At 48.1% G+C, this 25103-nt stretch carries 15 protein-coding genes and 15 tRNA genes; 14 read left to right on the top strand and 16 right to left on the bottom strand.

Features of this window, described 5'->3' with window-relative positions:
- Positions 1 to 14: 14 nt before the first annotated feature.
- From SHEWMR4_RS07240 to SHEWMR4_RS07225, 4 genes are all read right to left on the bottom strand, one after another.
- Positions 15 to 485, bottom strand: coding sequence for a dual specificity protein phosphatase family protein (locus SHEWMR4_RS07240; RefSeq protein ID WP_011622153.1), 471 nt, complete (start codon positions 483 to 485; stop codon positions 15 to 17).
- A 65-nt stretch (positions 486 to 550) separates the two neighbouring features.
- Positions 551 to 1834, bottom strand: coding sequence for a DEAD/DEAH box helicase (locus SHEWMR4_RS07235; RefSeq protein WP_011622152.1), 1284 nt, complete (start codon positions 1832 to 1834; stop codon positions 551 to 553).
- 37 nt (positions 1835 to 1871) lie between these two features.
- On the bottom strand, positions 1872 to 2438 hold the full coding sequence (locus tag SHEWMR4_RS07230) for a methylated-DNA--[protein]-cysteine S-methyltransferase (protein WP_011622151.1): 567 nt from the start codon (positions 2436 to 2438) through the stop codon (positions 1872 to 1874).
- Between the two features lie 133 nt (positions 2439 to 2571).
- Positions 2572 to 4089, bottom strand: a complete 1518-nt coding sequence (locus SHEWMR4_RS07225; RefSeq protein WP_413540388.1) for a DNA-3-methyladenine glycosylase 2 family protein — start codon at positions 4087 to 4089, stop codon at positions 2572 to 2574.
- Between the two features lie 294 nt (positions 4090 to 4383).
- Here SHEWMR4_RS07225 and SHEWMR4_RS07220 point away from each other — a divergent pair, with 294 nt between their 5' ends.
- Complete coding sequence (locus SHEWMR4_RS07220) at positions 4384 to 6213, top strand: ABC transporter ATP-binding protein (RefSeq protein ID WP_011622149.1); 1830 nt, start codon at positions 4384 to 4386, stop codon at positions 6211 to 6213.
- 479 nt (positions 6214 to 6692) lie between these two features.
- Here SHEWMR4_RS07220 and SHEWMR4_RS07215 read toward each other — a convergent pair.
- From SHEWMR4_RS07215 to gltX, 10 genes are all read right to left on the bottom strand, one after another.
- Positions 6693 to 6768, bottom strand: a tRNA-Glu gene (locus tag SHEWMR4_RS07215).
- A gap of 180 nt (positions 6769 to 6948) precedes the next feature.
- Positions 6949 to 7024, bottom strand: a tRNA-Glu gene (locus SHEWMR4_RS07210).
- 180 nt (positions 7025 to 7204) lie between these two features.
- Positions 7205 to 7280, bottom strand: a tRNA-Glu gene (locus SHEWMR4_RS07205).
- A 180-nt stretch (positions 7281 to 7460) separates the two neighbouring features.
- Positions 7461 to 7536 (bottom strand) — tRNA-Glu (locus SHEWMR4_RS07200).
- A 97-nt stretch (positions 7537 to 7633) separates the two neighbouring features.
- Positions 7634 to 7709, bottom strand: a tRNA-Glu gene (locus SHEWMR4_RS07195).
- A 180-nt stretch (positions 7710 to 7889) separates the two neighbouring features.
- Positions 7890 to 7965, bottom strand: a tRNA-Glu gene (locus SHEWMR4_RS07190).
- Positions 7966 to 8029: 64 nt separating this feature from the next.
- Positions 8030 to 8105 (bottom strand) — tRNA-Ala (locus tag SHEWMR4_RS07185).
- Positions 8106 to 8212: 107 nt separating this feature from the next.
- Positions 8213 to 8288: transfer RNA gene (locus SHEWMR4_RS07180), tRNA-Glu, on the bottom strand.
- Positions 8289 to 8355: 67 nt separating this feature from the next.
- A tRNA-Ala gene (locus SHEWMR4_RS07175) sits at positions 8356 to 8431 on the bottom strand.
- Positions 8432 to 8535: 104 nt separating this feature from the next.
- Positions 8536 to 9945: a glutamate--tRNA ligase gene (gltX, locus tag SHEWMR4_RS07170; RefSeq protein ID WP_011622148.1), complete on the bottom strand. Its 1410-nt coding sequence runs from the start codon at positions 9943 to 9945 to the stop codon at positions 8536 to 8538.
- Between the two features lie 583 nt (positions 9946 to 10528).
- Between gltX and SHEWMR4_RS07165 the strand changes: the two genes are divergently transcribed.
- The 12 genes from SHEWMR4_RS07165 (at position 10529) to SHEWMR4_RS07110 (ending at position 18354) form a co-directional block, all read left to right on the top strand.
- Positions 10529 to 10604, top strand: a tRNA-Val gene (locus SHEWMR4_RS07165).
- 48 nt (positions 10605 to 10652) lie between these two features.
- Positions 10653 to 10728: transfer RNA gene (locus tag SHEWMR4_RS07160), tRNA-Val, on the top strand.
- Positions 10729 to 10760: 32 nt separating this feature from the next.
- A tRNA-Val gene (locus tag SHEWMR4_RS07155) sits at positions 10761 to 10836 on the top strand.
- Between the two features lie 41 nt (positions 10837 to 10877).
- A tRNA-Val gene (locus SHEWMR4_RS07150) sits at positions 10878 to 10953 on the top strand.
- Between the two features lie 41 nt (positions 10954 to 10994).
- Positions 10995 to 11070, top strand: a tRNA-Val gene (locus SHEWMR4_RS07145).
- A gap of 25 nt (positions 11071 to 11095) precedes the next feature.
- Positions 11096 to 11171: transfer RNA gene (locus tag SHEWMR4_RS07140), tRNA-Val, on the top strand.
- Positions 11172 to 11315: 144 nt separating this feature from the next.
- Entirely contained in the window at positions 11316 to 11546 is a 231-nt protein-coding gene (locus SHEWMR4_RS07135) for a hypothetical protein (protein ID WP_011073026.1), read from the top strand.
- A 394-nt stretch (positions 11547 to 11940) separates the two neighbouring features.
- A complete protein-coding gene (locus SHEWMR4_RS07130) occupies positions 11941 to 12963 on the top strand; it encodes a TRAP transporter substrate-binding protein (RefSeq protein ID WP_011622147.1) in 1023 nt (340 codons plus the stop codon).
- 62 nt (positions 12964 to 13025) lie between these two features.
- Positions 13026 to 13670: a TRAP transporter small permease gene (locus tag SHEWMR4_RS07125; protein ID WP_011622146.1), complete on the top strand. Its 645-nt coding sequence runs from the start codon at positions 13026 to 13028 to the stop codon at positions 13668 to 13670.
- Positions 13670 to 15067, top strand: coding sequence for a TRAP transporter large permease (locus SHEWMR4_RS07120; RefSeq protein WP_011622145.1), 1398 nt, complete (start codon positions 13670 to 13672; stop codon positions 15065 to 15067). Before SHEWMR4_RS07125 ends, SHEWMR4_RS07120 begins: the two co-directional genes overlap by 1 nt.
- A gap of 99 nt (positions 15068 to 15166) precedes the next feature.
- On the top strand, positions 15167 to 16978 hold the full coding sequence (locus SHEWMR4_RS07115) for a sensor histidine kinase (protein ID WP_011622144.1): 1812 nt from the start codon (positions 15167 to 15169) through the stop codon (positions 16976 to 16978).
- Positions 16975 to 18354 (top strand): sigma-54-dependent transcriptional regulator, encoded by a 1380-nt coding sequence (locus tag SHEWMR4_RS07110; protein WP_011622143.1) that lies wholly within the window; start codon positions 16975 to 16977, stop codon positions 18352 to 18354. Before SHEWMR4_RS07115 ends, SHEWMR4_RS07110 begins: the two co-directional genes overlap by 4 nt.
- A 144-nt stretch (positions 18355 to 18498) precedes the next feature.
- On the opposite strand, the gene SHEWMR4_RS07105 is transcribed toward SHEWMR4_RS07110, so the two are convergent.
- Both SHEWMR4_RS07105 and SHEWMR4_RS07100 read right to left on the bottom strand, forming a co-directional pair.
- Positions 18499 to 21570 (bottom strand): transglycosylase domain-containing protein, encoded by a 3072-nt coding sequence (locus SHEWMR4_RS07105; RefSeq protein WP_011622142.1) that lies wholly within the window; start codon positions 21568 to 21570, stop codon positions 18499 to 18501.
- Between the two features lie 287 nt (positions 21571 to 21857).
- Positions 21858 to 22436, bottom strand: a complete 579-nt coding sequence (locus SHEWMR4_RS07100; RefSeq protein WP_011622141.1) for a thymidine kinase — start codon at positions 22434 to 22436, stop codon at positions 21858 to 21860.
- Positions 22437 to 22974: 538 nt separating this feature from the next.
- Between SHEWMR4_RS07100 and SHEWMR4_RS07090 the strand changes: the two genes are divergently transcribed.
- On the top strand, positions 22975 to 25065 hold the full coding sequence (locus SHEWMR4_RS07090; RefSeq protein ID WP_011622140.1) for a multiheme c-type cytochrome: 2091 nt from the start codon (positions 22975 to 22977) through the stop codon (positions 25063 to 25065).
- Positions 25066 to 25103 lie beyond the last annotated feature (38 nt).

The raw sequence follows: 25103 nt of genomic DNA, 5'->3' as shown, positions 1-25103 counted from the left end.
ATTAATTCAAATGATTAGTCCTGCAACGCATAGAGTACATCGAAGGCAAACTGATCCCAACCTTCGGCAGTAAACGCAATGTCGCGAATGCTACGTACTTGACTAACGGCATGCAGGGGCGCAGCGCCATTAGCCATCAAGTAATAGGCCATGATAAGTCCAGTGCGGTCTTTGCCCGAACGGCAATGGATTAACACGGGCAAGTTATCGGCTTCGCATTCTTGAATAAAGGCCAATGCCCGTGGCAGTTGGGCAACACAAATAGCGACATCCCCTTCCTGCGGCGGTACATTGCGGGAAAAAGGAATGCATTCATAACGCAGTCCATGGTGCTTAAAACTGCCTGGCTCACAGCCCTCTCCGCCATTAACGGATAATACGGCGCGGATCCCTGAAGTCTTTAGCTCGGCTAAATCCCAAGGATCCTTATTGGGGCCACTTCGGCCCGCTATCTTGCCTTCAACTAACCAAAATAGATGCTGCATACTGCTCCCACAAACCAGATGCGAAGGGACATGAGATGCACTAAGCATAACTCACGTCCAAAGAATTAAGACTTTTTACCCCAAAATTCAAGGTTCGCCGCGGGTAACTGCTTACGCTTTTTCTTGCCGGTGCCTTCGGGCTTGGCTTGAGGTTTTTCCTGCGCTAACACTTCGAGCGGCATTTCGGCATTCGCTTCAAACCCCGGGACTTGTTCTCGTTCAAGCTTGATTTTGTTTTTCTTCTCAATCACACCGAAGTGGTGATATTCCTCATGGGAAATCAAGGTCACCGCCAAACCCGCCTCTCCCGCGCGGCCGCTACGGCCAATACGGTGCATATAATCGGCCGGACTTCTTGGCAAATCGAAGTTAATCACCACTGGGAGTTTATCAATATCAATACCGCGGGCTGCGATATCGGTCGCAATCAGCACACTGATGTCGCCACTTTTAAAGCCATCGAGCACCCGAGTCCGCGCGCCTTGCGCCTTATCGCCATGAAAGACTTCGGCACTGATCCCACGTTTAGACAGCTTCTGTGCGAGGTGATTACAGGTGTTTTTAGCGCTAACAAAAATAAGCGCCTGAGACCACTGATGCTGTTTAATCAAGTGTGCCAACAGCGCCGTTTTTTGTTCACGGTTGACTGTGATAACGCGCTGCTCAATGGTGCTTTCTTGCTCACTTTGCAGATGATATTCAAGCGGTTGATGGAGTAATTTGGCCGTGAGTGCACGCACTTCTTCAGGGAATGTCGCCGAATATAATAAGGTTTGTTTCTTGGCGGGAAGCGCCTCAAGCACTTGATTTAATTCATCAGTAAACCCAAGGCTTAGCATGCGGTCCGCTTCATCCAGCACTAAGGCCAAAACGCGATTTAACTTAAGCGCATTGCTGGCTAATAAATCCAATAAACGGCCTGGCGTTGCCACCAGCACATCGGCGCCCGCACGTAAGCTTTGCATTTGCAGATTGACAGACACGCCGCCAAACGCCGCAACTATCTTAAGTTGGCCATTGAAGTGAGAGGCATAGGATAAAAAGCTATCGGCAACTTGCTGCGCCAATTCGCGGGTTGGCACGAGTACCAAACAACGCACTTGGCCTGCCGACTTCTCCGCGGTTTTCGCCTCAAACAGGCGCTGTAATAACGGCACGGCAAAGGCGGCCGTTTTGCCAGAGCCCGTATTCGCCCCCGCTAATACGTCCCGTCCACTGAGCACGGCCGGAATAGTCGCCGCTTGTATGGGCGTAGGCGCCGCATAGGTCAGCTCAGTGAGTCGATTACACAGGGGCGCAATAATGCCAAGTTCGGCAAAGCTGGCAACGGAGGAAGAAGCTTGGGTCATAAAAAATTACATGGCTCATCAATAACAAATATGACCGCTATTCTAACGTAAAATGCGCTCCCTTGCTTGTCGATTCCAGCATTAACAGCTGTTGTTTCATCGTTAGTCCATAAGCATAACCGGTTAATTGGCCATTTTTACCAATGATACGGTGACAGGGCACAATAATCGCGATGGGATTGGCGCCATTGGCGGCCCCCACCGCCCTAACGGCTTTGGGCCTGTCGATACGCTGGGCGATATCGCCATAACTGCAACTCTGGCCATAACCGACCTGCACCAGCGCCTGCCACACCTGCTGCTGAAACTCGGTGCCCTTAGGCGCTAAGTTTAAGTGGAACTCGGTTAGCTCACCGCGAAAATAATCTTGAAGCTGCGCCTTTGCCTGCTCAATATGGCTTTTGGCTCGCGCAAGTTCGTCATCAGTTGCAACCTTTAGCGGGATCTCCGTTCGGTTCGAGCCAACGACCGTTAAATGGCTCAATCCGTAAGCATTAGCATTGAGTTGTAGTTCGCCCACAGGGGTACTTAAGCTATCGACAGCGCAGGGCTGATAATCTTTGGCCGTTGGCGCGCTAATCAATTGGGATAAATTCTGGCTCATAGTGGTTCTCGTAAACGGCTTTAGTACGGTGTTTTCGTACTATGTTTTCGTACTGTGTTTCAAATAATGTTTCTATTAGTGGCTCTCATATGGAGCCTAGGTACTGGATCCATAACGAGTGGCCTGAAATGTCTTATGCATTGGACCACAGCTGGAAAGTTAAATAACTCCCCCAAGGGGCGATATCCGCGCTCACCCGCTGTGCAAGCGTTGTATAATCCAGCTGCTTTACCGCTTCAATATCCACGCCTTTTTGCGCGGCAACACTGGCTAACAATTGTTTTTTAACAATTAAATCCGTGTGCAAGAAGATATTCGGATCGCCAAGTCCTCGCAGTTTGGCATAGGCAATGGTCCAAGGGCCGATGCCTTTTACCCCAATCCACTCATCGACTGAGGCTTCGGGCTGCTCACAGATAAACGCCGCAAGCGCATTGAGCGCCAATTTGCGCGCACCGGGCATTTTAAGCTCATCGAGACTCGCCTCACGAATCGCCTGCGGCGTGGGGAATAGTCGATATTCCCGCCCGTTTAAACTAAAGCGCTCGCCATAGGCTTCGACCAATATATTCAGTAATTTAGTGGCCTGCACTACGCTCACCTGCTGGCCTAAGACCGCTCGGCAACCCGCCTCAAACACAGTGCCAGCGCCCGGGATCCTAAGCCCGGATTTGCTACTGAGTTTAAGATCGGTCAAGTGCTCTAAATTGTGTTCAATCTGCTGCATGTCGGCATCGAGATCTAAAATGCGCCGCACTTGGGTGATGAGCTTTTGTAGACCCGATAAGGGCGAGTCGGGCGTTAACGTCAGCGTGATTTTAAAGCGATGCAAAGACGCCTCATGGACGATATGCACCACAGCGCGGATATCCTCAAGTTGCAGAGTGCGGCCATACTCAAGTGGCGTATCTTGGTCAATCGCCCCATGGGCGTGAGAGTCTTCTGTTTCACTAAACCATTCCATGCCAGCGACGGCGCGCAGGCGATAAAAGGCTAATTGCGCCGACCAATCGAGTGGCGGCCGGTAGTACTGATACAGACTCAAGCTATGCGCTGGCATCTCCTGCGAACAAACGAGTTCGACACTCTCCCCGTCGTCTATTTTCGTCGTCGACTTCTGGCTCGATTTTCGTAACTGCGTAGGCGTTAATTGCAATGCCTGCTGAAACGCCTCGTTGAAACGACGAATACTGTTAAAACCTGCGGCAAGGGCGACCTGAGTGATGGGCAACTGCGTTTGATGCAATAACTGTTTTGCGAACAATAACTGACGATAGAGGGCAAATTGCTTTGGTGATGTGCCAAATCCTGCGGTAAATAATTTATTTAAATAACGGCTGCTGATCCCCAGTTTATCTGCCAAGGCCTCAACCGTTAATGCTTGTTCGCCAGATAAGGTGCCAGCTTCAATCAAGCCTATCGCTCTGTCTAAGGTAGTGTTAGTACCTTTCCAAGGATTAGAACCAGGGGCGCTATCGGGGCGGCAACGCAGGCAAGGTCTAAGTCCCGCCTGCGCAGCTTTAATGGCCGAGTCAAAATAACGAACATTTTCTTCCTTCGGCGCCACTGCTGGGCATACTGTTCGGCAATAAATCCCCGTACTTAACACGCCCACAAAGAACTTACCATCAAAACGCGGATCGCGACTCATGCGCGCTTCATGGCAAATCCCGGCGGATATTTGGCAATCCTGCAAGTCACTTGATGTTTGCACTAATGGCGGTTTGAAACTTGGCTTTAGGCTCACGGTTATCTGCTTCATTGAGTTATCCGACAATCTTATTCACAATTTTGTACTTGTCGGTTACTGTACGTCACCCTATGCTAGCACACTCGCGGAAAACGGAACTGGATCATCACGTGCTTTTAAAGTGTAAGATCCTATATGCTAGACACCTCGACGTTTTCCCCCATCCACTTTTCTCAATTAAAATAGAGTCAATTCATGTTTAAACGATTTGAATCTTGGGTTGAAGCCCTACCCGATGGTGAACCAACCAAACCTCCCACCGGGGTGTATGCGTTCTGCCGGCATTACACTAAGGGCTATGAATTACCGCTTATCTTAATGTCAGTACTGACGGCATTAATCGCCATGCTCGAAGTCTCGCTATTTGGCTTTATGGGGCAATTAGTCGATTGGTTAGTGAAAAAAAGCCCTGAGACACTCTTTCAAGATGAAGGCTCGACGCTGCTATTAATGGGGCTGATGGTCCTAGTGGTGATGCCGATATTAGTGCTATTCCATGCGCTTATCATGCATCAAACCTTGCTGGGTAATTATCCGATGTCGATTCGCTGGCTTGCACACCGCTATCTGCTCAAGCAAAGCGTCTCTTTCTATCAAAATGATTTTGCCGGCCGTATTGCCACTAAAGTAATGCAAACCTCCCTTGCGGTCCGTGAAACCGTGATGAAACTCCTCGATGTGCTGGTATACATTTTAGTGTATTTCACCTCCATGCTGGTGATGGTGGCCAGTGCCGATGTGCGTCTGGTGATCCCCATGCTGATCTGGCTGGCGCTCTATATCGGTTTACAGTGGTATTTTGTGCCTAGGCTGAAAACGGTTTCAACCGAACAGGCCGATGCACGCTCGACAATGACGGGCCGTATTGTCGACAGTTACACCAATATCACCACGGTGAAACTCTTCGCCCATACGGATAAAGAGGCCGAGTATGCCAAGGCGAGTATGCGCAGTTTCCTCGACACTGTGTACCGCCAGATGCGCCTCGTCACGGGGATCAGTGTCAGTGTGCAAGTGATTAACTATATGCTCGCCTTCAGCATTGCCGCAGTATCTATCTTGCTCTGGAGTGACAATGCCATCTCTGTTGGAGCGATCGCAATTGCCGTGAGTTTAGCGCTACGCCTCAATGGTATGTCGCAGTGGATCATGTGGGAAATCAGTTCATTATTTGAAAACATCGGTACAGTGACCGATGGGATGAATACCCTTTCGAAAACGACACTGATCCAAGATTCGCCCAATGCCAACACTTTAGTGGTAGAGCAAGGACGTATCGATTTTAATCAGGTGAGCTTCCATTACGGCGAAGAAACCGGTGTTATCGAAGATCTTAACCTCAATATCAAAGCGGGCGAAAAAGTCGGTCTCGTTGGCCGCTCGGGCGCGGGCAAGTCAACCCTAGTGAACTTGTTGATGCGTTTTTACGATGTTGAGAAAGGTCAAATTTGTATCGATGGTCAAGATATTAAAGCGGTCAAGCAGGACTCACTGCGTTCACAGATTGGCATGGTGACCCAAGATACTTCTCTGCTTCATCGCACGATTCGGGAGAATATTCTTTACGGTAATCCTGATGCCAGCGAAACCCAACTCGAACATGCAATAAAACAGGCTCAGGCCCATGATTTTATTAATGAACTGACCGACCCTAATGGCAACCATGGCTTAGATGCACAAGTCGGTGAGCGAGGGGTTAAGCTCTCAGGTGGACAGAGACAGCGTATCGCGATTGCTCGGGTACTATTGAAAAATGCGCCGATTTTACTGCTCGATGAGGCGACTTCTGCCTTGGACTCCGAAGTGGAAGCTGCGATTCAGGAAAGCTTGTACGAATTGATGCAAGGAAAGACGGTGATCGCGATTGCCCATAGATTATCCACTATCGCGGCGATGGACAGATTAATCGTGCTCGATCAAGGTCGTATCGTCGAGCAAGGAACCCATCAAGAGTTGATTGCCGCTGGCGGTATCTATGCCCAGCTTTGGGCCCATCAAACGGGTGGTTTCCTCGGGGTTGAGTAGCTTTAAGCGTTTCTTAAGCTCACCACCTTGTACTTTGATTTGAAAAATCATTGAGTTTGGATGTAAATGGCGACCTCGAGTCGCCTTTTTATTTGGCTTTATTATTTGCGTTTGCTTTGTTGGCAGGGGGGAGAGGCACAAAGAGTTTGTTGCAGGCAACTATCCCCCCAACAAAATCCCCTCAATCCTCAACAATATCCGCAAACTGGACCCTTTAAGTATGGTGCTCTACTGAGATGACACGCTGTTTACTCTTATATCGGTACTGCGATTTGATAAGACGAAAATACCGCAGAAAGTACCTACTCCCCTACCACAACCCAAGACAAATAAACTGATACTATCTCAATAGAATTGGCTTATGGCTTATGGCTTATGGCTTATGGCTTATGGCAGGATAACGAATTTTAGATACAAAAAAACCACCTAACGGTGGCTTATTGTTCTCAACTAACATTAGCGATTAATCTTAGTTGAGGTGGTATCCCCTAGGGGATTCGAACCCCTGTTACCGCCGTGAAAGGGCGGTGTCCTAGGCCTCTAGACGAAGGGGACACAAGGACATATTAATTCGAATTTTCATTCCCGCTTAACATTGGCGGTGTCCTAGGCGCACTTCTAAGAACAGAAGGAGACACAAGGACCGATGTTTAGCCTCATCACTGAGGTCTTACTGTTTACTCACAAATCACTCGCTAGTCATTTGTGATAGCACCCTATCTTTAAGGGATAGAGTGGTATCCCCTAGGGGATTCGAACCCCTGTTACCGCCGTGAAAGGGCGGTGTCCTAGGCCTCTAGACGAAGGGGACACAAGGACATATTAATTTGAATTTTCATTCCCGCTTAACATTGGCGGTGTCCTAGGCGCACTTCTAAGAACAGAAGGAGACACAAGAACCGATATTTAGCCTCATCACTGAGGTCTTGCCGTTAACTCACAAATCACTCGCTAGTCATTTGTGATAACACCCTATCTTTAAGAGATAGAGTGGTATCCCCTAGGGGATTCGAACCCCTGTTACCGCCGTGAAAGGGCGGTGTCCTAGGCCTCTAGACGAAGGGGACACAAGGACATATTAATTCGAATTTTCATTCCCGCTTAACATTGGCGGCATCCTAGGCGCACTTCTAAGAACAGAAGGATACACAAGGACCGATGTTTGGCCTCATCACTGAGGTATTACTGTTAACTCACAAATCACTCGCTAGTCATTTGTGATAGCACCCTATCTTTAAGGGATAGAGTGGTATCCCCTAGGGGATTCGAACCCCTGTTACCGCCGTGAAAGGGCGGTGTCCTAGGCCTCTAGACGAAGGGGACACAAGGACCGATGTTTAGCCTCATCACTGAGGAATTACTGTTAACTCACAAATCACTCGTTAGTCATTTGTGATAGCACCCTATCTAAGGGATAGAGTGGTATCCCCTAGGGGATTCGAACCCCTGTTACCGCCGTGAAAGGGCGGTGTCCTAGGCCTCTAGACGAAGGGGACACAAGGACATATTAATTCGAATTTTCATCCCCGCTTAACATTGGCGGTATCCTAGGCGCACTTCTAAGAACAGAAGGAGACACAAGGACAGATGTTTAGCCTCATCACTGAGGTCTTGCCGTTATCTCACAAATCACTCGCTAGTCATTTGTGATAGCACCCTATCTTTAAAGGATAGAGTGGTATCCCCTAGGGGATTCGAACCCCTGTTACCGCCGTGAAAGGGCGGTGTCCTAGGCCTCTAGACGAAGGGGACACAAGGACATATTAATTTGAAAACTATTAATGACTAACAGTGCTCTCGCTTAATACGGCGAATTTGGTGGAGCTAGACGGGATCGAACCGTCGACCTCTTGCATGCCATGCAAGCGCTCTCCCAGCTGAGCTATAGCCCCAAATTCTTTCGACATGACTGATATTCAGTATATATCGCAGAAACTGGATTTGTTCTTACCAAACGACTCGTTAGTCATTTGCTAGGAACCCTATGTGATAAACATAGTGGTATCCCCTAGGGGATTCGAACCCCTGTTACCGCCGTGAAAGGGCGGTGTCCTAGGCCTCTAGACGAAGGGGACACAAGGACATATTAATTCGACTCACATTATCACTAATGCTTATCACGCTTAATATCGGCGGTAAGTTTGGTGGAGCTAGACGGGATCGAACCGTCGACCTCTTGCATGCCATGCAAGCGCTCTCCCAGCTGAGCTATAGCCCCAAACTTATCAAGCTGTATTTAAGTGCACTACAAGCATTCGCTCGTCTGTGTCTCAACTACGGGGCGCATTCTATGCAGCGCACCTAAATGTGTCAACTCGTTTTTTAGGAATTTATTCTATCTGCTACAAATTCAATCGCTTTGGATATTCTTTGCTCAGAACGCACCTTTCCTATTAAGAATAAGGTGATATCTAAGCCAGGAGACTGCCCTGCACCTGTCACAGCGACACGTAATGGCATACCCACTTTACCCATACCGACTTCTAATTCGGTCGCGGTAGCTTCAATTGCTTGGTGGATAGCTTCAACAGTCCACTCAGTTAATGCTGCCAGTTTTTGTTGCACTAATTGCAATGGCTCAAGTGCGACACCACGTAAGTGCTTTTTCGCTTGCTCAGCATCGAACTCTGCGAAGTCTTCATAGAAGTAACGGCTAGAAGCGGCTAACTCTTTTAAGGTCTTAGCGCGTTCAGCCAATGCAGTCACTACCGCAGATAAAGCTGGGCCATTTGAGGTATCGATCTTTTGATCGTCCATGTGCCACTGTAAATGGCTAGCCACATATTCAGGATCAAGTGTCTTAATATAGTGTTGGTTTAACCAAACCAGTTTTTCGGTATTAAAAGCCGAAGGCGCTTTGTTGATGTCGTCTAACTTAAAGAGCTGCTTCATTTCTTCTAAAGAGAACACTTCTTGATCGCCATGTGACCAACCTAAGCGAACTAAATAGTTAAGCAGTGCTTCTGGCAGGTAACCATCATCACGGTATTGCATTACGCTTACCGCACCGTGACGCTTAGACAACTTGGCACCGTCATCCCCTAAAATCATCGACACGTGGGCATATTCAGGAATAGGCGCGCCTAATGCTTTAAGGATGTTGATTTGACGTGGCGTGTTGTTGATATGGTCTTCACCGCGAACCACACAAGTGATCCCCATATCCCAATCGTCAACAACCACACAGAAGTTATAAGTAGGTACGCCATCGGTACGGGCAATGATCAGATCATCTAATGCATCGTTTGAAAACTCGATACGGCCACGGACATGGTCATCAAATACCACTGAACCGCCGATGGGGTTTTTAAAACGCACAACAAAAGGCTCGTCAGTGTCACGCGCCGGCAAGTCACGGCAGCAACCATCGTATTTTTGTGCTTCGCCATTTGCCGCTTGTGCTTCTCTTAAAGCATCGATACGTTCACGCGAGCAATAACATTTATAAGCTGTGCCCTGCTCTAACATCTGCGCGATGATTTCGTTATAACGATCAAAACGCTTAGTTTGATAGTACGGGCCCTCATCCCACGTCAGACCTAACCAGTTCATGCCCTCTAAAATGGCATCACATGCAGCCTGAGTAGAACGTTCAATATCCGTATCTTCGATACGTAAAACAAACTCGCCATTATTGGCACGAGCTTGTAACCAAGAATAAAGAGCTGTACGGGCACCGCCCACGTGCAAAAAGCCTGTTGGGCTTGGGGCAAAACGCGTCTTAGTTGTCATAATGGGACACTAACCTATATAAAGTCGTCTAGATAAAGACAATCACGGTAAAAAGTGGGCTTATTCTAGCAGCCTAAGTCTGCGCTGCAAATGGCACTTAGTGCAGGTATTGCAGATCCCCTCAAAGTATCTGCCCAAAGGCTAGCGCTTTAGATTGATCTGATAAAGATGAGAATCCAGCGCCCCATATCCGAAAACAAACGCTATATAATCGGAACGACATAAGGATGCGCATCTCTATTTAGAAACATGCCATCGAAATTGAGCAAAATAGATGAAGAGAATGGCGCTGCCCCTCTTCCTTTATCGTTTAAGCCGTATAAGAGAACACTTTTCAGCCTAAAAAAGCCGCAAACCCTCGAAAGAGAACACTTAACGATGCGATTGGCTGACTTATTTTCAAGATGAGCGCTAAAGCCTGAAATGAAAATGCCAGCTAAATTGTCCAATAAAGTAACACTTTGAATGATGACGTGATTAACATTACGGCAATCCGAGCAAAAATAGCGCGACCAATGCTTTTTTCATTAAAAAGCGTTGACACTCGATCGAACCTCCCTATAATACGGCTCCACACAGCAGAGGTCGCTTAGCTCAGCTGGGAGAGCACCTCCCTTACAAGGAGGGGGTCACTGGTTCGATCCCAGTAGCGACCACCATGTGTTAAATGAAAATTTAACCATGGTATACAAGTTGTTATATGCCCGGGTCGCTTAGCTCAGCCGGGAGAGCACCTCCCTTACAAGGAGGGGGTCACTGGTTCGATCCCAGTAGCGACCACCATATACTCATCATTCACTGTGTCGTCATTCTCCGGTCGCTTAGCTCAGCCGGGAGAGCACCTCCCTTACAAGGAGGGGGTCACTGGTTCGATCCCAGTAGCGACCACCATATTTTTAGAATGACATTAAAATTTGTATTGAAAGAATTCCGGTCGCTTAGCTCAGCCGGGAGAGCACCTCCCTTACAAGGAGGGGGTCACTGGTTCGATCCCAGTAGCGACCACCATATTTTTAGAATGACATTAAAATTTGTATTGAAAGAATTCCGGTCGCTTAGCTCAGCCGGGAGAGCACCTCCCTTACAAGGAGGGGGTCACTGGTTCGATCCCAGTAGCGACCACCATATTCTTCAGTACTGATTTACCCCGGGTCGCTTAGCTCAGCCGGGAGAGCACCTCCCTTACAAGGAGGGGGTCACTGGTTCGATCCCAGTAGCGACCACCATATTCCTCCAAAAACTTTACCCCTAGCACAACTCAACTATGCTTGATCTTAATCAGCATCTGCTTAACTGAGTCTGTTACCCAGTATTCAATCCCATTTAAACGCTGCTGATTGTTGCCTTAGGCATATTTGGAGATCAGCACTATGGCCAGCGTCAGTCAATCTGCATCCCTCACCAATATTGCAGCGTATTTAAAACATACCCATGCCTGCGATGAACAAACCGCATTGAGGGAAGCCCGTGAAGTCATGCAAAATCTGGTCAGCATGCGCCAAAAAGGCTTTATTACTGGCTGGTACTTTGATGAACGTGGACATTTAGAACTGCTCCCAAGCGATGAAATCCTAAAGCGAATTGGCGAAGATCATGGCTGACTACCGCATTGCTTCATCTTTGTCATCTCAGCTATCCCCTGCTTCACAGTCATTTTTCAAACAGCTTTTGATCTAAAAGCAACTTATTTAGCTCAGTTTATCATCAAGCTAAAAACCTCTGCTCATACCCCACAAAATGCAGTTTGGGTGGATTTCCACCCATAGCGAAAATCAACGTGAGCGAGATCTCACCCACAAAACTAAAAGTGTGACAAACGTCAAATGAACTACACTTTATTAACCAAACACTTACAGAGTGCATCGTAAGTTGGCGTGGTATTTGCCTTTATTAAGACAGACCTCAGGGAAATCAAGGCTGTATTCCTACTCACACTTGGTAACAAACTAACCAAGGCTGAGGACAAATCCTAACAACAGAAAAAGGAACTCAAAAATGACATTGAATCAACAGATGGGTATTACACGTCCATTGAAAACCGTCGCAAAAATGCTGGCACTGGCCTCAGTGTTTGCGACCAGCTTTAACGTGTTTGCGGCGCCCGTTGAAATCAAGTTCTCCCACGTGGTTGCTGAAAACACGCCAAAGGGTCAAATGGCGTTGAAGTTTAAAGAATTAGTTGAACAACGTTTACCTGGTGAATATACGGTCAGTGTATTCCCTAACTCACAGTTATTTGGGGATAACAACGAGTTAGCGGCACTTCTGTTAAACGACGTGCAATTTGTAGCGCCTTCTCTTTCTAAATTTGAGCGTTACACTAAGCGCCTACAGGTTTTCGACCTGCCATTCCTGTTCAATGACATGGATGCAGTAAACCGTTTCCAACAAGGTGAAGCCGGCCAAGCCCTGCTGAACTCAATGAGCCGTAAAGGGATTGTGGGTTTAGGTTATCTGCACAATGGTATGAAGCAGTTCTCTGCTAACACTCCACTCAAACAACCTTCTGATGCTAAAGGCTTAAAATTCCGCGTGATGGCATCTGACGTATTGGCTGCCCAGTTTGATGCAGTTGGCGCCATCCCAGTGAAAAAACCTTTCTCTGAAGTGTTCACTCTGCTGCAAACCCGTGCGATCGACGGTCAAGAAAATACTTGGTCAAACACCTACTCACAAAAATTCTATGAAGTTCAAAGCCAGATTACTGAAAGTAACCACGGCGTTCTGGACTACATGGTCGTGACCTCTGACGCCTTCTGGAAAGGCTTACCCGCGGATAAACGTAAAGTGATCAAAGAAGCGTTAGATGAGTCTATCGCCTTAGGTAACAAGATCGCTGCTGAAAAAGATAACGAAGACAAGCAATTAATCCTTGATTCTAAACGTTCTCAACTGGTGACCTTAACACCAGAAGAACGTCAAAAATGGATTGATGTAATGAAACCTGTTTGGGCGAAATTTGAAGACCAAGTAGGTAAAGATGTGATTGAAGCCGCTGTTGCTGCAAATAAACAATAATGAAATAAACCGCTTAACCTCTATTTGGGGTTAAGCGGTATTTGAGCGAGGGGAGTACAGCTGTGATATCGCGAATTTTTGGTTACTTTGAAGAAGGGGTGCTTAACCTCTTGATCACCTTGATGACACTCTTAGTGTTCACTGAGGTCGTGGCGCGGTTTTTCTTCAATACCGGTTTTTTATGGATCCAAGAACTAACCTTAACCCTCTGTGGTTGGTTTGTGCTCTTTGGTATGTCCTATGGGGTGAAAGTCGGTGCTCACATCGGTGTTGATGCGTTTGTAAAAAATCTGCCCCCTAAGGCTAAAAAGGTCACTTCCCTAGTGACGGCATTGATTTGCTTGGCTTATTGCGGACTGTTTTTAAAAGGTAGCTGGGAATATCTGTCACAGATGTACCAAATCGGCGTACCGATGGAAGATATTCACTTTCCTAAGTTCCTGTTAAACAGCTTAGATCCCGACTTTGCTTGGAACACCTTAAAGATTGATGTCGAAGACGGCGCTGTGCCCATTTGGTTATCCCAAAGCATTCTGTTGATTGGTTTTAGCATGTTGACTTGGCGTTTCTTTGAACTGTTTATCGCCATCCTGCGCAACCAAGTCTCAGGATTCCAATTTGCCGATGAAGCGAAAGAAAGCATGCATTTAATTGATGAAGCAGCTCAGCACGCACAACAAGAAACAGACAACAAGGAAGCGAAGTAATGGCCATTGCGACCCTCTTTACTGCCCTACTCGTCTGTATGTTTTTAGGTATGCCTATCGCGATTGCGTTAGGTTTCTCAAGCATGCTGACGATTTTATTCTTCTCCAACGATTCCCTCGCCTCTGTGGCGTTAAAACTTTATGAGTCATCGTCAGAGCACTATACCCTGCTGGCGATCCCCTTCTTTATTCTGTCCTCAGCCTTCCTGTCAACCGGTGGAGTGGCACGACGGATCATCGATTTTGCGATGGACAGTATCGGCCATATCCGTGGTGGTTTAGCCATGGCCTCAGTGATGGCCTGTATGTTGTTTGCCGCGGTGTCAGGTTCATCGCCCGCGACTGTGGCCGCCATTGGCTCGATTGTGATCGTCGGCATGGTAAAAGCGGGTTATCCCGAAAAATTTGCCGCTGGCGTCATTACCACCTCTGGTACCTTAGGGATTTTGATCCCACCTTCAATCGTGATGCTAGTGTATGCGGCAGCGACGGAAGTGTCGGCAGCCAGAATGTTTATGGCGGGCTTAATCCCAGGTTTGATGATGGGCTTCCTGCTGATGATAGTGATTTATATCGTCGCCCGTTTTAAAAATCTGCCATCACGCCCCTTCCCCGGCTTTAAGCAACTGGGTATTTCCAGTGCCAAAGCCTTAGGTGGTCTGGCACTTATTCTTATCGTGTTAGGTTCAATCTACGGCGGTGTGGCCAGTCCAACCGAAGCCTCTGCCGTAGCCTGTATGTATGCCTATTTCATTGCGGTATTTGGTTATCGCGATATCGGCCCATTGAAAAATGTGGCTTGGCGTAATCCTAATGAGCCCATCCCCAACGCGATTGCCCGTAACTTAGGCCATATGGCGCTCGGGCTGATTAAAACCCCAATCGACAAAGAAATTCGCCATGTTGTGCGCGACGGGGCAAAAGTCAGCATCATGCTGCTGTTTATCATTGCCAACGCCATGCTATTCGCCCACGTACTGACCACTGAGCGTATTCCCCATATCATTGCCGAACACATTGTTGGTATGGGCTTACCCGCTTGGGGCTTCTTAATCATTGTCAACTTACTGCTGTTAGCGGCGGGTAACTTTATGGAGCCATCAGCCATCGTGTTGATTATGGCGCCGATTTTGTTCCCGATTGCCACTCACTTAGGTATCGATCCTATTCACTTAGGTATCATCATGGTGGTAAACATGGAGATTGGTATGCTGACGCCGCCGGTGGGGCTTAACCTCTTCGTGACGGCGGGGATCACAGGCCGCAGTATCGGCTGGGTGATCCAATCTGTACTGCCGTGGTTAGCACTGATGTTGGCCTTCTTGGCACTTATCACCTATGTGCCACAAATCTCCCTGTTCTTGCCGGAATTTCTGGATAAGCTCAACGGATATTAATCTCAAGGAATAAGGATTATTCCTTGATTCTAGATAGTTTTTAAGCGAGCCTACTCAGGCTCGCTTTGTTTTATTCAGTGTGGATCAGGATCGCCTGCTATGTTGCCCATGACGCCCAAGGCCAAACAACGTCTTTTAATGACCATAGTGTTACTTGCGGGCTTATTTGCCATCTTAAAATTAACCTACTGGGTGCACTTTTATCAGGGCAAAATTGAAATCCAACAGCAATCAGAAAAACAACTCAAAGAGCTGGTCAGCTTCCTCGATGGCGCGCTGTCGCGTTACGAGAGTATCCCCCATGTTTTGTCGACCAACCCCATGCTCGCCAATGTGCTTAACGATCAACAAAACCCCAAGAAAGTACAAGAACTTAACCTGTACTTGGAAGAAATTCAGCATGTGACTGAGGCATCCGATATTTATCTTATCGACGCCCTCGGTATTGCCATTGCCGCCAGCAACTGGCAACAGAGCTTTTCGTTTATCGGCAAAGACTATTCCTTCAGACCCTATTACACCGACGCGATTTCAGGCAATTTGGGCCGCTACTATGCGGTGGGCACCAGTTCGGATAAACGCGGCTTTTACTTTTCTTACCCCATTTATCAACAAGGCGCGAAGGGCATTCTGGGCGCCATTATTGTGAAAGTGGATATCGCCGATATCGAGCAGCAAAGCACCAGTATTGCGATAGCGGGCCAGTATCAATTCCTCATCAGCGACCCCGACGATATTGTGTTTATCTCCAGTGTCGATGAATGGCGCTTAGCCTCGCTTACGCCGCTGACTCAGGCGAAACAATATGCCTTAAACGCCTCGAAACGTTACGCCGAGCGGCCGATTGGTGAATTACTGATTAAACCCCAATACCAAGAAGACAGCCTGAGTAATGGCCATATCTATCAAATTCGCTCCGGCAACAGCCAAGCGCAATACATGGATACCCATCACTTAATGACCAAAGCAGGCTGGCGAGTGCACATTCTGGCGCCGATGAAACCTTTGCTCGAGTCTATGCCCGCGCTTATGCTGTTATCGGCCTCCATCTATTTACTGCTTGCCTTAGGCTTACTCTTTAGTAGCGAGCGGCGTCGCAACCTACAGCGAATGCAACTTGCCCAGAGTTTATTAGAACAAAGGGTGGAAGAGCGCACCCAAGATCTGCAGCAGGCCAATAATCGTCTCAAAGACACTCAGGATGAACTCATTCAAGCGGCTAAGTTGACCGTGATAGGTAGCCTATCCGCCAGTATCAACCATGAGCTGAATCAACCCTTAGCCGCCCTTCGCAGCTACGCACAAAATACCCAAACCTTCCTCGCCCGCAATATGCCGGATAAAGCCTCTGATAATCTTAAAATTATTATCGAGCTGACCGACCGATTAGCCGATATTGTCGGCCAATTTAAGAGTTTTACCCGCAAGAGCCAAGGCAATGACAGTGCCACCGACCTCAAAGGCTGTATCAAGCAAGCCCTGACCATAGTCCAGCCCGAAATCGACAAACAAGGGGTTGAACTCGATGTGCTGCTCCCCGAAGGCCAATATCAGGTCTGGGGGGATAAGGTGAGGTTGCAACAAGTGTTTGTGAATATTATGAGCAATGCGATTGTTGCCATGCAGCAATCCTCAAAACGAACACTGAGTATTAGGGTAAACTGTCAGGACAAGTTCTGTATCAGTATTCAGGACTCGGGCCCAGGGGTGCGCGAGAGCCAAATGGAGAAGATTTTTGAGCCCTATTTCACCACCAGTGAACGTACAGGGCTTGGACTCGGGTTATCCATTTCCCAGCGCATTATCGAGTCCATGCAGGGGCAAATTAATGTTGCCAATGCCGAGGACGGCGGCGCCATTTTCCACATTATTTTACCGATTTATTTAGCCGAGGAACGTCAGTCATCATGAGTCTGCCCAATTCAATTCAAGACTATAGCGTACTGATCATCGACGATGAGCCCCATATAGGCACAGTGCTCGTGCAGCTGTTTGAGTTGGAAGGCATTAAAGCCTTCGCCACTACCGATCCCAAAGGGATCGCCAAATTACTCGACAGAGACTGGGCCGGAGTAGTGATTTCCGATGTGAATATGCCGCAGCTCGACGGCATCAGTTTGATGCAGCAAATTCGTCAGCAGGACCCCGATTTACCCGTGGTGCTGCTCACCGGCTTTGGCGATATCGCCATGGCGGTCAATGCGTTAAAACAAGGGGCCTACGATTTTCTCGAAAAACCCTTTAATAACGAACACATGCTAGACGTGGTGAAGCGCGCCTTAGATAAACGCAGCCTCACCCTAGAGAACCGTAAATTAAAGAAAGAGTTAGAAAGCCATAACGTACCAGGCCCAAGGATATTAGGCCACAGCGTCGGCATTTTGCGCATGCGTCACATCATAGACCAAGTGATCGACACCCCCGCCGATGTGCTTATTGAAGGTGAAACCGGTACGGGCAAGGAATTGGTCGCCCGCTATCTGCACGACCACAGCAGTCGCAATCAAGCCAACTTTGTGGCAATTAACTGCGGCGCGATTCCCGAAAACTTGATTGAGAGCGAGCTATTTGGCGCCGAAGCTGGCGCCTTTACCGGTGTCGATAAACTGCGTGTCGGCAAGTTTGAATACGCCAATGGCGGCACACTCTTTTTAGATGAAATCGAAAGCACGCCGCTGTCGTTACAGGTCAAACTGCTGCGGGTGCTCGAAGATCGTAAGGTCGAACGCCTAGGCTCCAATAAAAGCATTCATCTGGATATTCGGGTAATTGCCGCCACTAAGGTGGATTTAAAGTCCCTGTGCGACACCGGAGAGTTTCGCCAAGACCTGCTCTATCGCTTAAATCTGGTGACTGTGCCCATTCCACCACTCAGAGATCGCCGCGAAGATATTCCCTTATTATTCTTACATTTTGCCCGTATGGCCTCGGCGCGCTATCACAAGGCCTTAATTGCCCTCAATGCCGAGCAGAATGCTATCCTCAGCTCCCACGACTGGCCGGGTAATGTGCGTGAGCTGCGAAATCTGGCCGAACGTTATGTGTTACTCGGTGGCGAAGCCGCCTTCGCAGGCACCTTAGGCAACGCGCCCAGTCTGCATACCAGTATGTCATTGCTGCAACGGGTCGAGTTTTTTGAGCGGGTATTGATTGAAGAAGCCTTAAGCCATAACAAGGGAAGCATTAAGCAGACAATGGAGCAACTCGAACTGCCCCGCAAAACCTTATACGACAAGATGCGTAAATACGATTTAGACCGCAAGCAATATATCAACGCCGACGAATAAGCCTGTCGGTGCCAATAAAAACCCCGCAAACTGTAACTCGGCTGCGGGGTTTGTTTTATATAGAGAAGCTCAAGATATAGGGAAGCTCAAGCTAGCATTCCAATGCTTATGTATCAAAAACCATATCGCAAAATAAGTGAATCATTACTCATCCCGTACGCACATGCCTTTCGAGGATTTCACATAGGGCGCAAGAATTGGCATCATGCCCTTCATCACTTGTAATGGCAGCGCCGAGGTAAAGCTAAAATCATCCGACTTACTGCCCGGCACAAAGGCGGTTAAGGTGCCGAAGTAGTTATCCCCTAAATAGAACACAAACGTCGCGGTACGGTTCATCGCCGTGGTAGCCACTTTGCGGCCCTGCTGCATCTGGGTCACTATACGGTTGTCACCCGTACCGGTTTTACCGCCAATTGCCAGCATTTCGCCGTTGTCGTTGCTAAAGATCCCCTTAAGACGGCGCGCGGTACCATTTTGAACGACGTTCGCCAGCGCCGCCTTTAACGCCTGAGCGACTTCATGACGCATTACTCGTTCACCTTGAGTATTTTGGTTTTCGAGCAGAACCTCATAAGGCGTATCTTCGGCAAAGTGGAGCTGATTAATCCGCACCGTTGGTAAACGATAACCATCGTTTTGGATAATCCCCATCAATTCCGCCAGCGCCGCGGGTCTGTCGCCCGAGCTACCCAGTGCCGAACCTAAGGAAGGCACCATAGATTCAAAAGGATAGCCTAAACGCGCCCAACGCTGATGAATGTCGAGGAAGGCCTCCACCTCAAGCATTACCTGTACCCGCACATCACGCGCGTTTTTATGCCGCGTTCTGAACAGCCAGCGATACACTTCCTGACGCTCATCCTTACTCGCCTCTTTCACATCATTGAGGTTGGCCTCGGGATGTTGATTCAAGTAATCGAGTACCCAGAGTTCGAGTGGGTGCACCCGTGCGATATAACCTTGATCGGGCAGATTATATTTTTCAGGGCCGTACTTGTTATACAGCTCTTTGATCCGCTTATCCGTGTAATTGTTTTGCGGCAAACGCTGCTGCAAGAAGGCCTTAAACGAAGCGATAGACTCATAGGGCTGCAAATAACGGTAAGCCGCGGTCAGTTGCTGCTCCGCCTGGGTTTGGCCATCAAAAAACAGCGCTAAACGCTCATTGGGTGCGACTTTTTTATACTTACGGTAGAACTTATTCACGAAGGTATTGCCTTCGCGGTCGGCAAACACCCGCAGATATTCCTCGCGGCGAGGATCTTTATCATTACGCAGCAGGCGCGCCATATTGCCTTCGTTTTGCATACTGCTGCTGTAGTTAACTATGTCACGCATCAAACGTACGAAGGGTAAGTTGATGGAGTTTTGCAACGCCTCGTACATGGTTGGCACTTTAAAATCTTCTGTCTTTTTAAAGTTATTAAACACATGCAAACCACCACCCGTGAAGAATTGCTCATTGGGCGAGGCAGAGTATTCCCGTTGCAGCGCCGCATCCAGCATACGGTCGAGGCGTCTATCTGGGTTCACAATCAAATAGTCGATGGCCCAGCGAGTGAGATGATCGCGAGGTTCAATCTCAATCGACTCCAACTCAATACCGTGTTTCTTCGAATATTTATCGTGGATTTCAGCAATGATCTCAAGGTAAGTCGCCAGCACTCTAAGTTTTGCCGTCGACCCCAGCTCTAACTTACTGCCCTCGTTAATATCGAAAGGTTGATCGGTACTATCGGTTTGTACCCGCACACGGTTAGCCGTCTCGGTTTTTTCATAGAGGGTAAAGCTGTAGAGCACGTTTTGTAGTTGACTTGGTTCGAGTAAACGCTCACCCAAGAGGCCAACCTTCTCGGCGGTGGAGACTTGCCCGAGACTGCGTAAGTAATGACTCACCTGTTGCTGCAAATCACTGTGTAGACTGCTATTCACGGTTAAGTCGAGACGGTCTAAATCATACAGACCCACATTTAACATGCCCGCGGTACGAATACGGATAGTGTTAACGCCCTTATCGGACCCCGATTGCGTATTACGCTGAGGTTTGGCGACTTTAAACTGCAATTTTTGTTCAAGCGCCGCATCCCTCAATTTACGGTCAATCAGATAATATTGACCGAGCAGGCGGATGTGGCTATCGACCAGATTTTCTAAATCCTCATGCCCCTGCAGCAGATAATAGGAAGGACGGCGCTGGGCAATCATCAAGGCCACCACTTGGCGGAACACTTGGCCACGCTTAGCGGCATTGGCTTTGATTTGCGGCGAAGTTAACAGTTGGTTCGCCGTGTCGAAATCCGTACCAAACCAGGCCCATAGGCCATCACCAATACCATGTACTTCGCCATGGTTAGGCGCGGAGGATAAAGGCACAGTGTTTAAATAGTCTTGAATAATGCGCTTACGGGCAGGCTCAGTTATTTCACCCTGCTGATAAACCCGCACTGTGGCAGAGCCAATTTGCAGCAACTTATCCTTGATGCTTAGGGTTAACCCTTGGGAGGAATGGCGGAACTTCTCAATTTGTGTCGCCAGCGTACTGCCACCTGCGGTAGAGACATTCATCCCCACCATTTCAGCGATTTGGCTCATCCCCGCCACAATAAAGCGTGGCCAGTCGATCACCGGGTTAAGCTTAGGCTCAGTCGTCCACAGCTCGCGGTTTTCAATAAACAGCAAGGTATTGACGATTTCATTGGGGATTTTATCGTCATCCTGATACACGCGTTTGGGATAGGTAAACTCGTACAGATCGGTATTGCGGCAATCAAGCAGCGTTAAACCCGATTGTGCCTTCTCATGATAGGGTGGGAAAAATCCCATCTGGGCGTATTCCTGTAGCGCAGGGGAAAACTCCACTTGCTGCGTCACCTGGAAATTACGCTGTAGCAATCTATCGATGTACTGGGGCAACTTACTGTAGCCATGACGTTCATCGAAGGGACCGTAGCTTGGATAGATGATTGACTGACTGGGCTGATTTTTTAGCTCATAGGTCAAGGTCTTCGCATATTGATGAACATACTTAGACTGGAAATAAGAGGTTTTAACCTCCTGACCAACCAAAATCGCCACACAGATAATCAGAATAAAAAACAGGAACCAGACACGCCCCTTAGATCTCGGCTTGCGCTGACGCTTAGCCTTAGGTTCGGGTTGTGGCGGACGAGGACGATAATTTTCGAATTGCATTTCTTGCGTAGAATTAGGCAAAACGGCTCCCAAAAATCACTTAACAAATCCTTTCTACGTGGGAATGTTCCCAACCTATGCTCAACACATCCAGTATCAGGGCAAAACTCACACTTAAGTTCGTCCACTGTGCATGAGTCTGCAAATACATTCCTTTGCCTTTATTGAGCAAGATCTAACAACACAGGATCATTGCGTCTCTTGTTAGATCTCACCGTATTTTAATGAGTTGGCAGCATGCCTCAAAGTGGTTAGCGCAAAAATACTTAGCTGCTTATCGCGAGTGCTAACCAAGCTTGAGGCTTCAATCAATCCCAAATAAATTCACGAAAATGCTTGCGGCAAACCGATTCGTAACTTTCATTACCGCCGATCGCCACCTGCTCACCTTCGCGCATCACTTTCCCTTCACCATCCAGACGCACCACCATATTGGCCTTGCGTCCACAGTGACAGATGGTTTTCAGTTCGACTAACTTATCGGCCCAAGCCAACAAATAATGGCTGCCAGTGAAGAGTTCGCCTTGGAAGTCGGTACGTAAACCATAGCACAAAACAGGGATATCAATTTTATCAACAACATAAGTCAGTTGTTTGACTTGCTCTTTACTTAAGAATTGGCATTCGTCCACCAGCACACAACTCAAGTGATTCTGTTTGTGGGCAGTGGTGATCATGTCTATCAGATTGTCATGGCTGCTAAATACCTGGGCATCGGTTTCAATCCCAATACGCGATGCCACCTTACCTTTACCGTATCTGTCATCGATAGAGGCCGTCATCACTAAGGTATTCATGCCGCGCTCGCGGTAGTTATAGGAAGATTGTAATAGAGAGGTGGATTTACCCGCATTCATTGCTGAATAGTAAAAATACAATTGCGCCAAAACGAATCCCTTTTTTAACTTAAATTTATTGTTTCTCTGTTGCCAGAGCTTATGGCGCCTAGTTTACCATTGCGCCATCCCCTAACACACTAGGCCAATCTCAGCTTTTCTACTGAAATCCCAATCTGGCAGCTTCAAACGGATATTAAACCAACGCCCTCCTCGACCTCCGCTTGACATGATTGTTCGTATTTCCGTCCAAACCAGAAAATAGTCATCAGGCAAACCCTGTCACAGTTCAATTGTTACAATAAGCTTAATTTAACCTTAAATATTGTTTTACATAAGGAAACTTACATTAACAAATATTTAAAATTGAGATCTACCTCCAAAGATATAGGCTCAAATGCGGTTTGGTTCAAAAAACAAACATCTCAATATCCGTATTATTTCCTCGAGACAAATGTACTCACAAAAACAAAAAAAGTTATTCGAACGCTTGCAAATTAAATCAGCGGCTCAAAGCACTAATCTCCCCTGCAAATTTAGTGCTGCAATCCGTGCCTTTAAATGCGTATTGGATTAAATGGAGATTATGATGAGAATATTCACATCTAAAAAACTGGCATACCTAGTAGCATTAACCTTAACCGGTGCACTCGTAGGTTGTGGCAGTGATGGTAAAGACGGCGCACCAGGCCAACCCGGCGATCCAGGACAACCCGGTAAACCCGGAGACCCATGGACGCCACCACCAGTCACAAGCTCGCTAGTGACCAATGTTAAAGTACTTGGCTACAGCTTTGGCGAAGGTAGTATCACCTATGAATTTGAAGTCACCGACGAAAACGGCAACTTAGTCAACGGCCTGTTAAACGCTGAAGCCAAAGTCGCCGCTTTAACGGATAAAGGCTTTATCAATAACCGCACCGAAGCGGACATTAACAATGTTGCCGACAACGTGCATATCGGCGGCGCGGCGACTCAAGCCACTGAAGGCGCAGAAATTAAGTCGCTAGGCGATGGTCACTACAGCTTTAAAGCACCGATGAAAGGCGTTAATGCAGGCACTGAAGGCATTGTCTGGCTCAGAGTCGGCGGCAACAGCGAAAGCGGTATTGCGCGCTCTGCGCCAATGGTGGTGAATAAGCCTGAAGGCACGCATTCAACCACCACCGACAGCTGCTACGCCTGTCACGTGGATTACGCCACTAGCCCACGTCGCCATGCCAGCTATGTCGCTACAGGTATGGACAGCGAAGTCACCTTCGTTGAAGGCTGTTTAGTCTGTCACGGCTCGGTAAGCCGCGGCGCGAAAAACGCAGAAGGCTTCTCAATCGGCGGTTACGCCACCAATACACTGTCTAAAATTGGCCACATTAATCACCAGAAATTCACTAAAGATTTCAGCGTGATGAACTGTAGTTCCTGCCACGTTGAAGCGCCGACCAATATCAGCGTTTCAGGCCCTGGTTGTATCGACTGCCACAACACTGGCGGCGTACCAGGTGCGATTGTGCCAAGTAACGGTGCCGATGTACGACCAATGCATGAAGGCAAAGAAGGCATTACCGAGCGTCAAGCTATCCGCGCTAAGTACCAAGTGACACTCTCAACCCCCGTTAAAGTGGATGATATTTCCACCTTAACCGACCACTATGCGCCCGATGGCTCAAGCGTAGCGAAAGTTGAACCCGGTTGGTGTACCACCATTACTGTGAAAGACACTGACGGTAACATCTTTAGCATTAAAGATAACTTCAACTACTCAGACCCTCTGGTATTTGATGCCAAGAAGCCGATTGTCTACGCTGGTGCCTATCTGCATGCCTATGACAACAACACCTTAGTCGGCCGCCCAGGTGACCGTACTAAGTACTACTATGGTTACAACACCGATGGTACTAAGAATATCTGTCACCTACTGACGGATATCAAAGCAGTAAACGCTAACTATGCCTACTCTGCACGGGTCACCTTCGGCACCGCAGGCTGGATGGAGTACGACGGTAATCAACGCTATCAAAGCAATGGTAACCTCAGAGCCAACGGTTATGACGGTTCAATGGGTGTTTCTTTCACCGCCTACTCAGATGTGGTAAATCCAGTAAGCGCTGAGAAAGTATCAGGCTTTGAACGTCGCAGCGTGATCAGCGATAACAGCTGTACGACTTGCCATAACGATGCCACCGCCTTCCATAAAAACGGTGCATTCGATCAAGGCGGTAACGGTTGTATTGCCTGTCACGATAACGGTATGGCGCGGACTTCGGCCACTCTGGGTGCAGGTTTTGGTCCTATGATCCACAGCTGGCACTGGGGTAATGGTGCGAATGTCGGTGAGATGAAGGCCGACGGCACCCAAGCCAAGACAGCGAACGGCGCAGGCGCTATCAACCCAGTCACTAGCTGTGTTGCCTGTCACGAAACCGCTATTGATTTAAACAAAGTGCCAAATCAATACATTCTTGAACCTGGCAGCAAGATGACCAGCCCTGTTACCGCTAACTGTTATGCCTGCCATACTGGCGATGCAGTCAAAGCCCACATGGTGAGCAACGGTGGCGAAATCAGCGTGCTAGCAACTGGCGATTGGTTCAAGCAACCTACGGGTGAATCTTGTGCCGTGTGCCACAACACAGGTAGCAGCTCTGGTATCGACAAGTACCATAACTTTACCCGTAAATAGCTAGTCGTCCCGCTATTTTCCCTGCAAGAAAATAGTTC

The sequence above is a fragment of the Shewanella sp. MR-4 genome, from assembly GCF_000014685.1.
GTDB lineage: Bacteria > Pseudomonadota > Gammaproteobacteria > Enterobacterales > Shewanellaceae > Shewanella.
This window is presented reverse-complemented; position numbering and strand designations above follow the sequence as displayed.

Excerpts from the sequence above, each read along its gene's own strand:
- SHEWMR4_RS07230 (WP_011622151.1), bottom strand. The coding sequence starts at position 2,438 with ATGAGCCAGAATTTATCCCAATTGATTAGCGCGCCAACGGCCAAAGAT.
- SHEWMR4_RS07110 (WP_011622143.1), top strand. The coding sequence starts at position 16,975 with ATGAGTCTGCCCAATTCAATTCAAGACTATAGCGTACTGATCATCGAC.
- SHEWMR4_RS07090 (WP_011622140.1), top strand. The coding sequence starts at position 22,975 with ATGAGAATATTCACATCTAAAAAACTGGCATACCTAGTAGCATTAACC.
- SHEWMR4_RS07235 (WP_011622152.1), bottom strand. The coding sequence starts at position 1,834 with ATGACCCAAGCTTCTTCCTCCGTTGCCAGCTTTGCCGAACTTGGCATT.
- SHEWMR4_RS07130 (WP_011622147.1), top strand. The coding sequence starts at position 11,941 with ATGACATTGAATCAACAGATGGGTATTACACGTCCATTGAAAACCGTC.
- SHEWMR4_RS07225 (WP_413540388.1), bottom strand. The coding sequence starts at position 4,089 with ATGAGTCGCGATCCGCGTTTTGATGGTAAGTTCTTTGTGGGCGTGTTA.
- SHEWMR4_RS07120 (WP_011622145.1), top strand. The coding sequence starts at position 13,670 with ATGGCCATTGCGACCCTCTTTACTGCCCTACTCGTCTGTATGTTTTTA.
- SHEWMR4_RS07220 (WP_011622149.1), top strand. The coding sequence starts at position 4,384 with ATGTTTAAACGATTTGAATCTTGGGTTGAAGCCCTACCCGATGGTGAA.
- SHEWMR4_RS07115 (WP_011622144.1), top strand. The coding sequence starts at position 15,167 with ATGTTGCCCATGACGCCCAAGGCCAAACAACGTCTTTTAATGACCATA.
- SHEWMR4_RS07135 (WP_011073026.1), top strand. The coding sequence starts at position 11,316 with ATGGCCAGCGTCAGTCAATCTGCATCCCTCACCAATATTGCAGCGTAT.
- SHEWMR4_RS07240 (WP_011622153.1), bottom strand. The coding sequence starts at position 485 with ATGCAGCATCTATTTTGGTTAGTTGAAGGCAAGATAGCGGGCCGAAGT.
- gltX (WP_011622148.1), bottom strand. The coding sequence starts at position 9,945 with ATGACAACTAAGACGCGTTTTGCCCCAAGCCCAACAGGCTTTTTGCAC.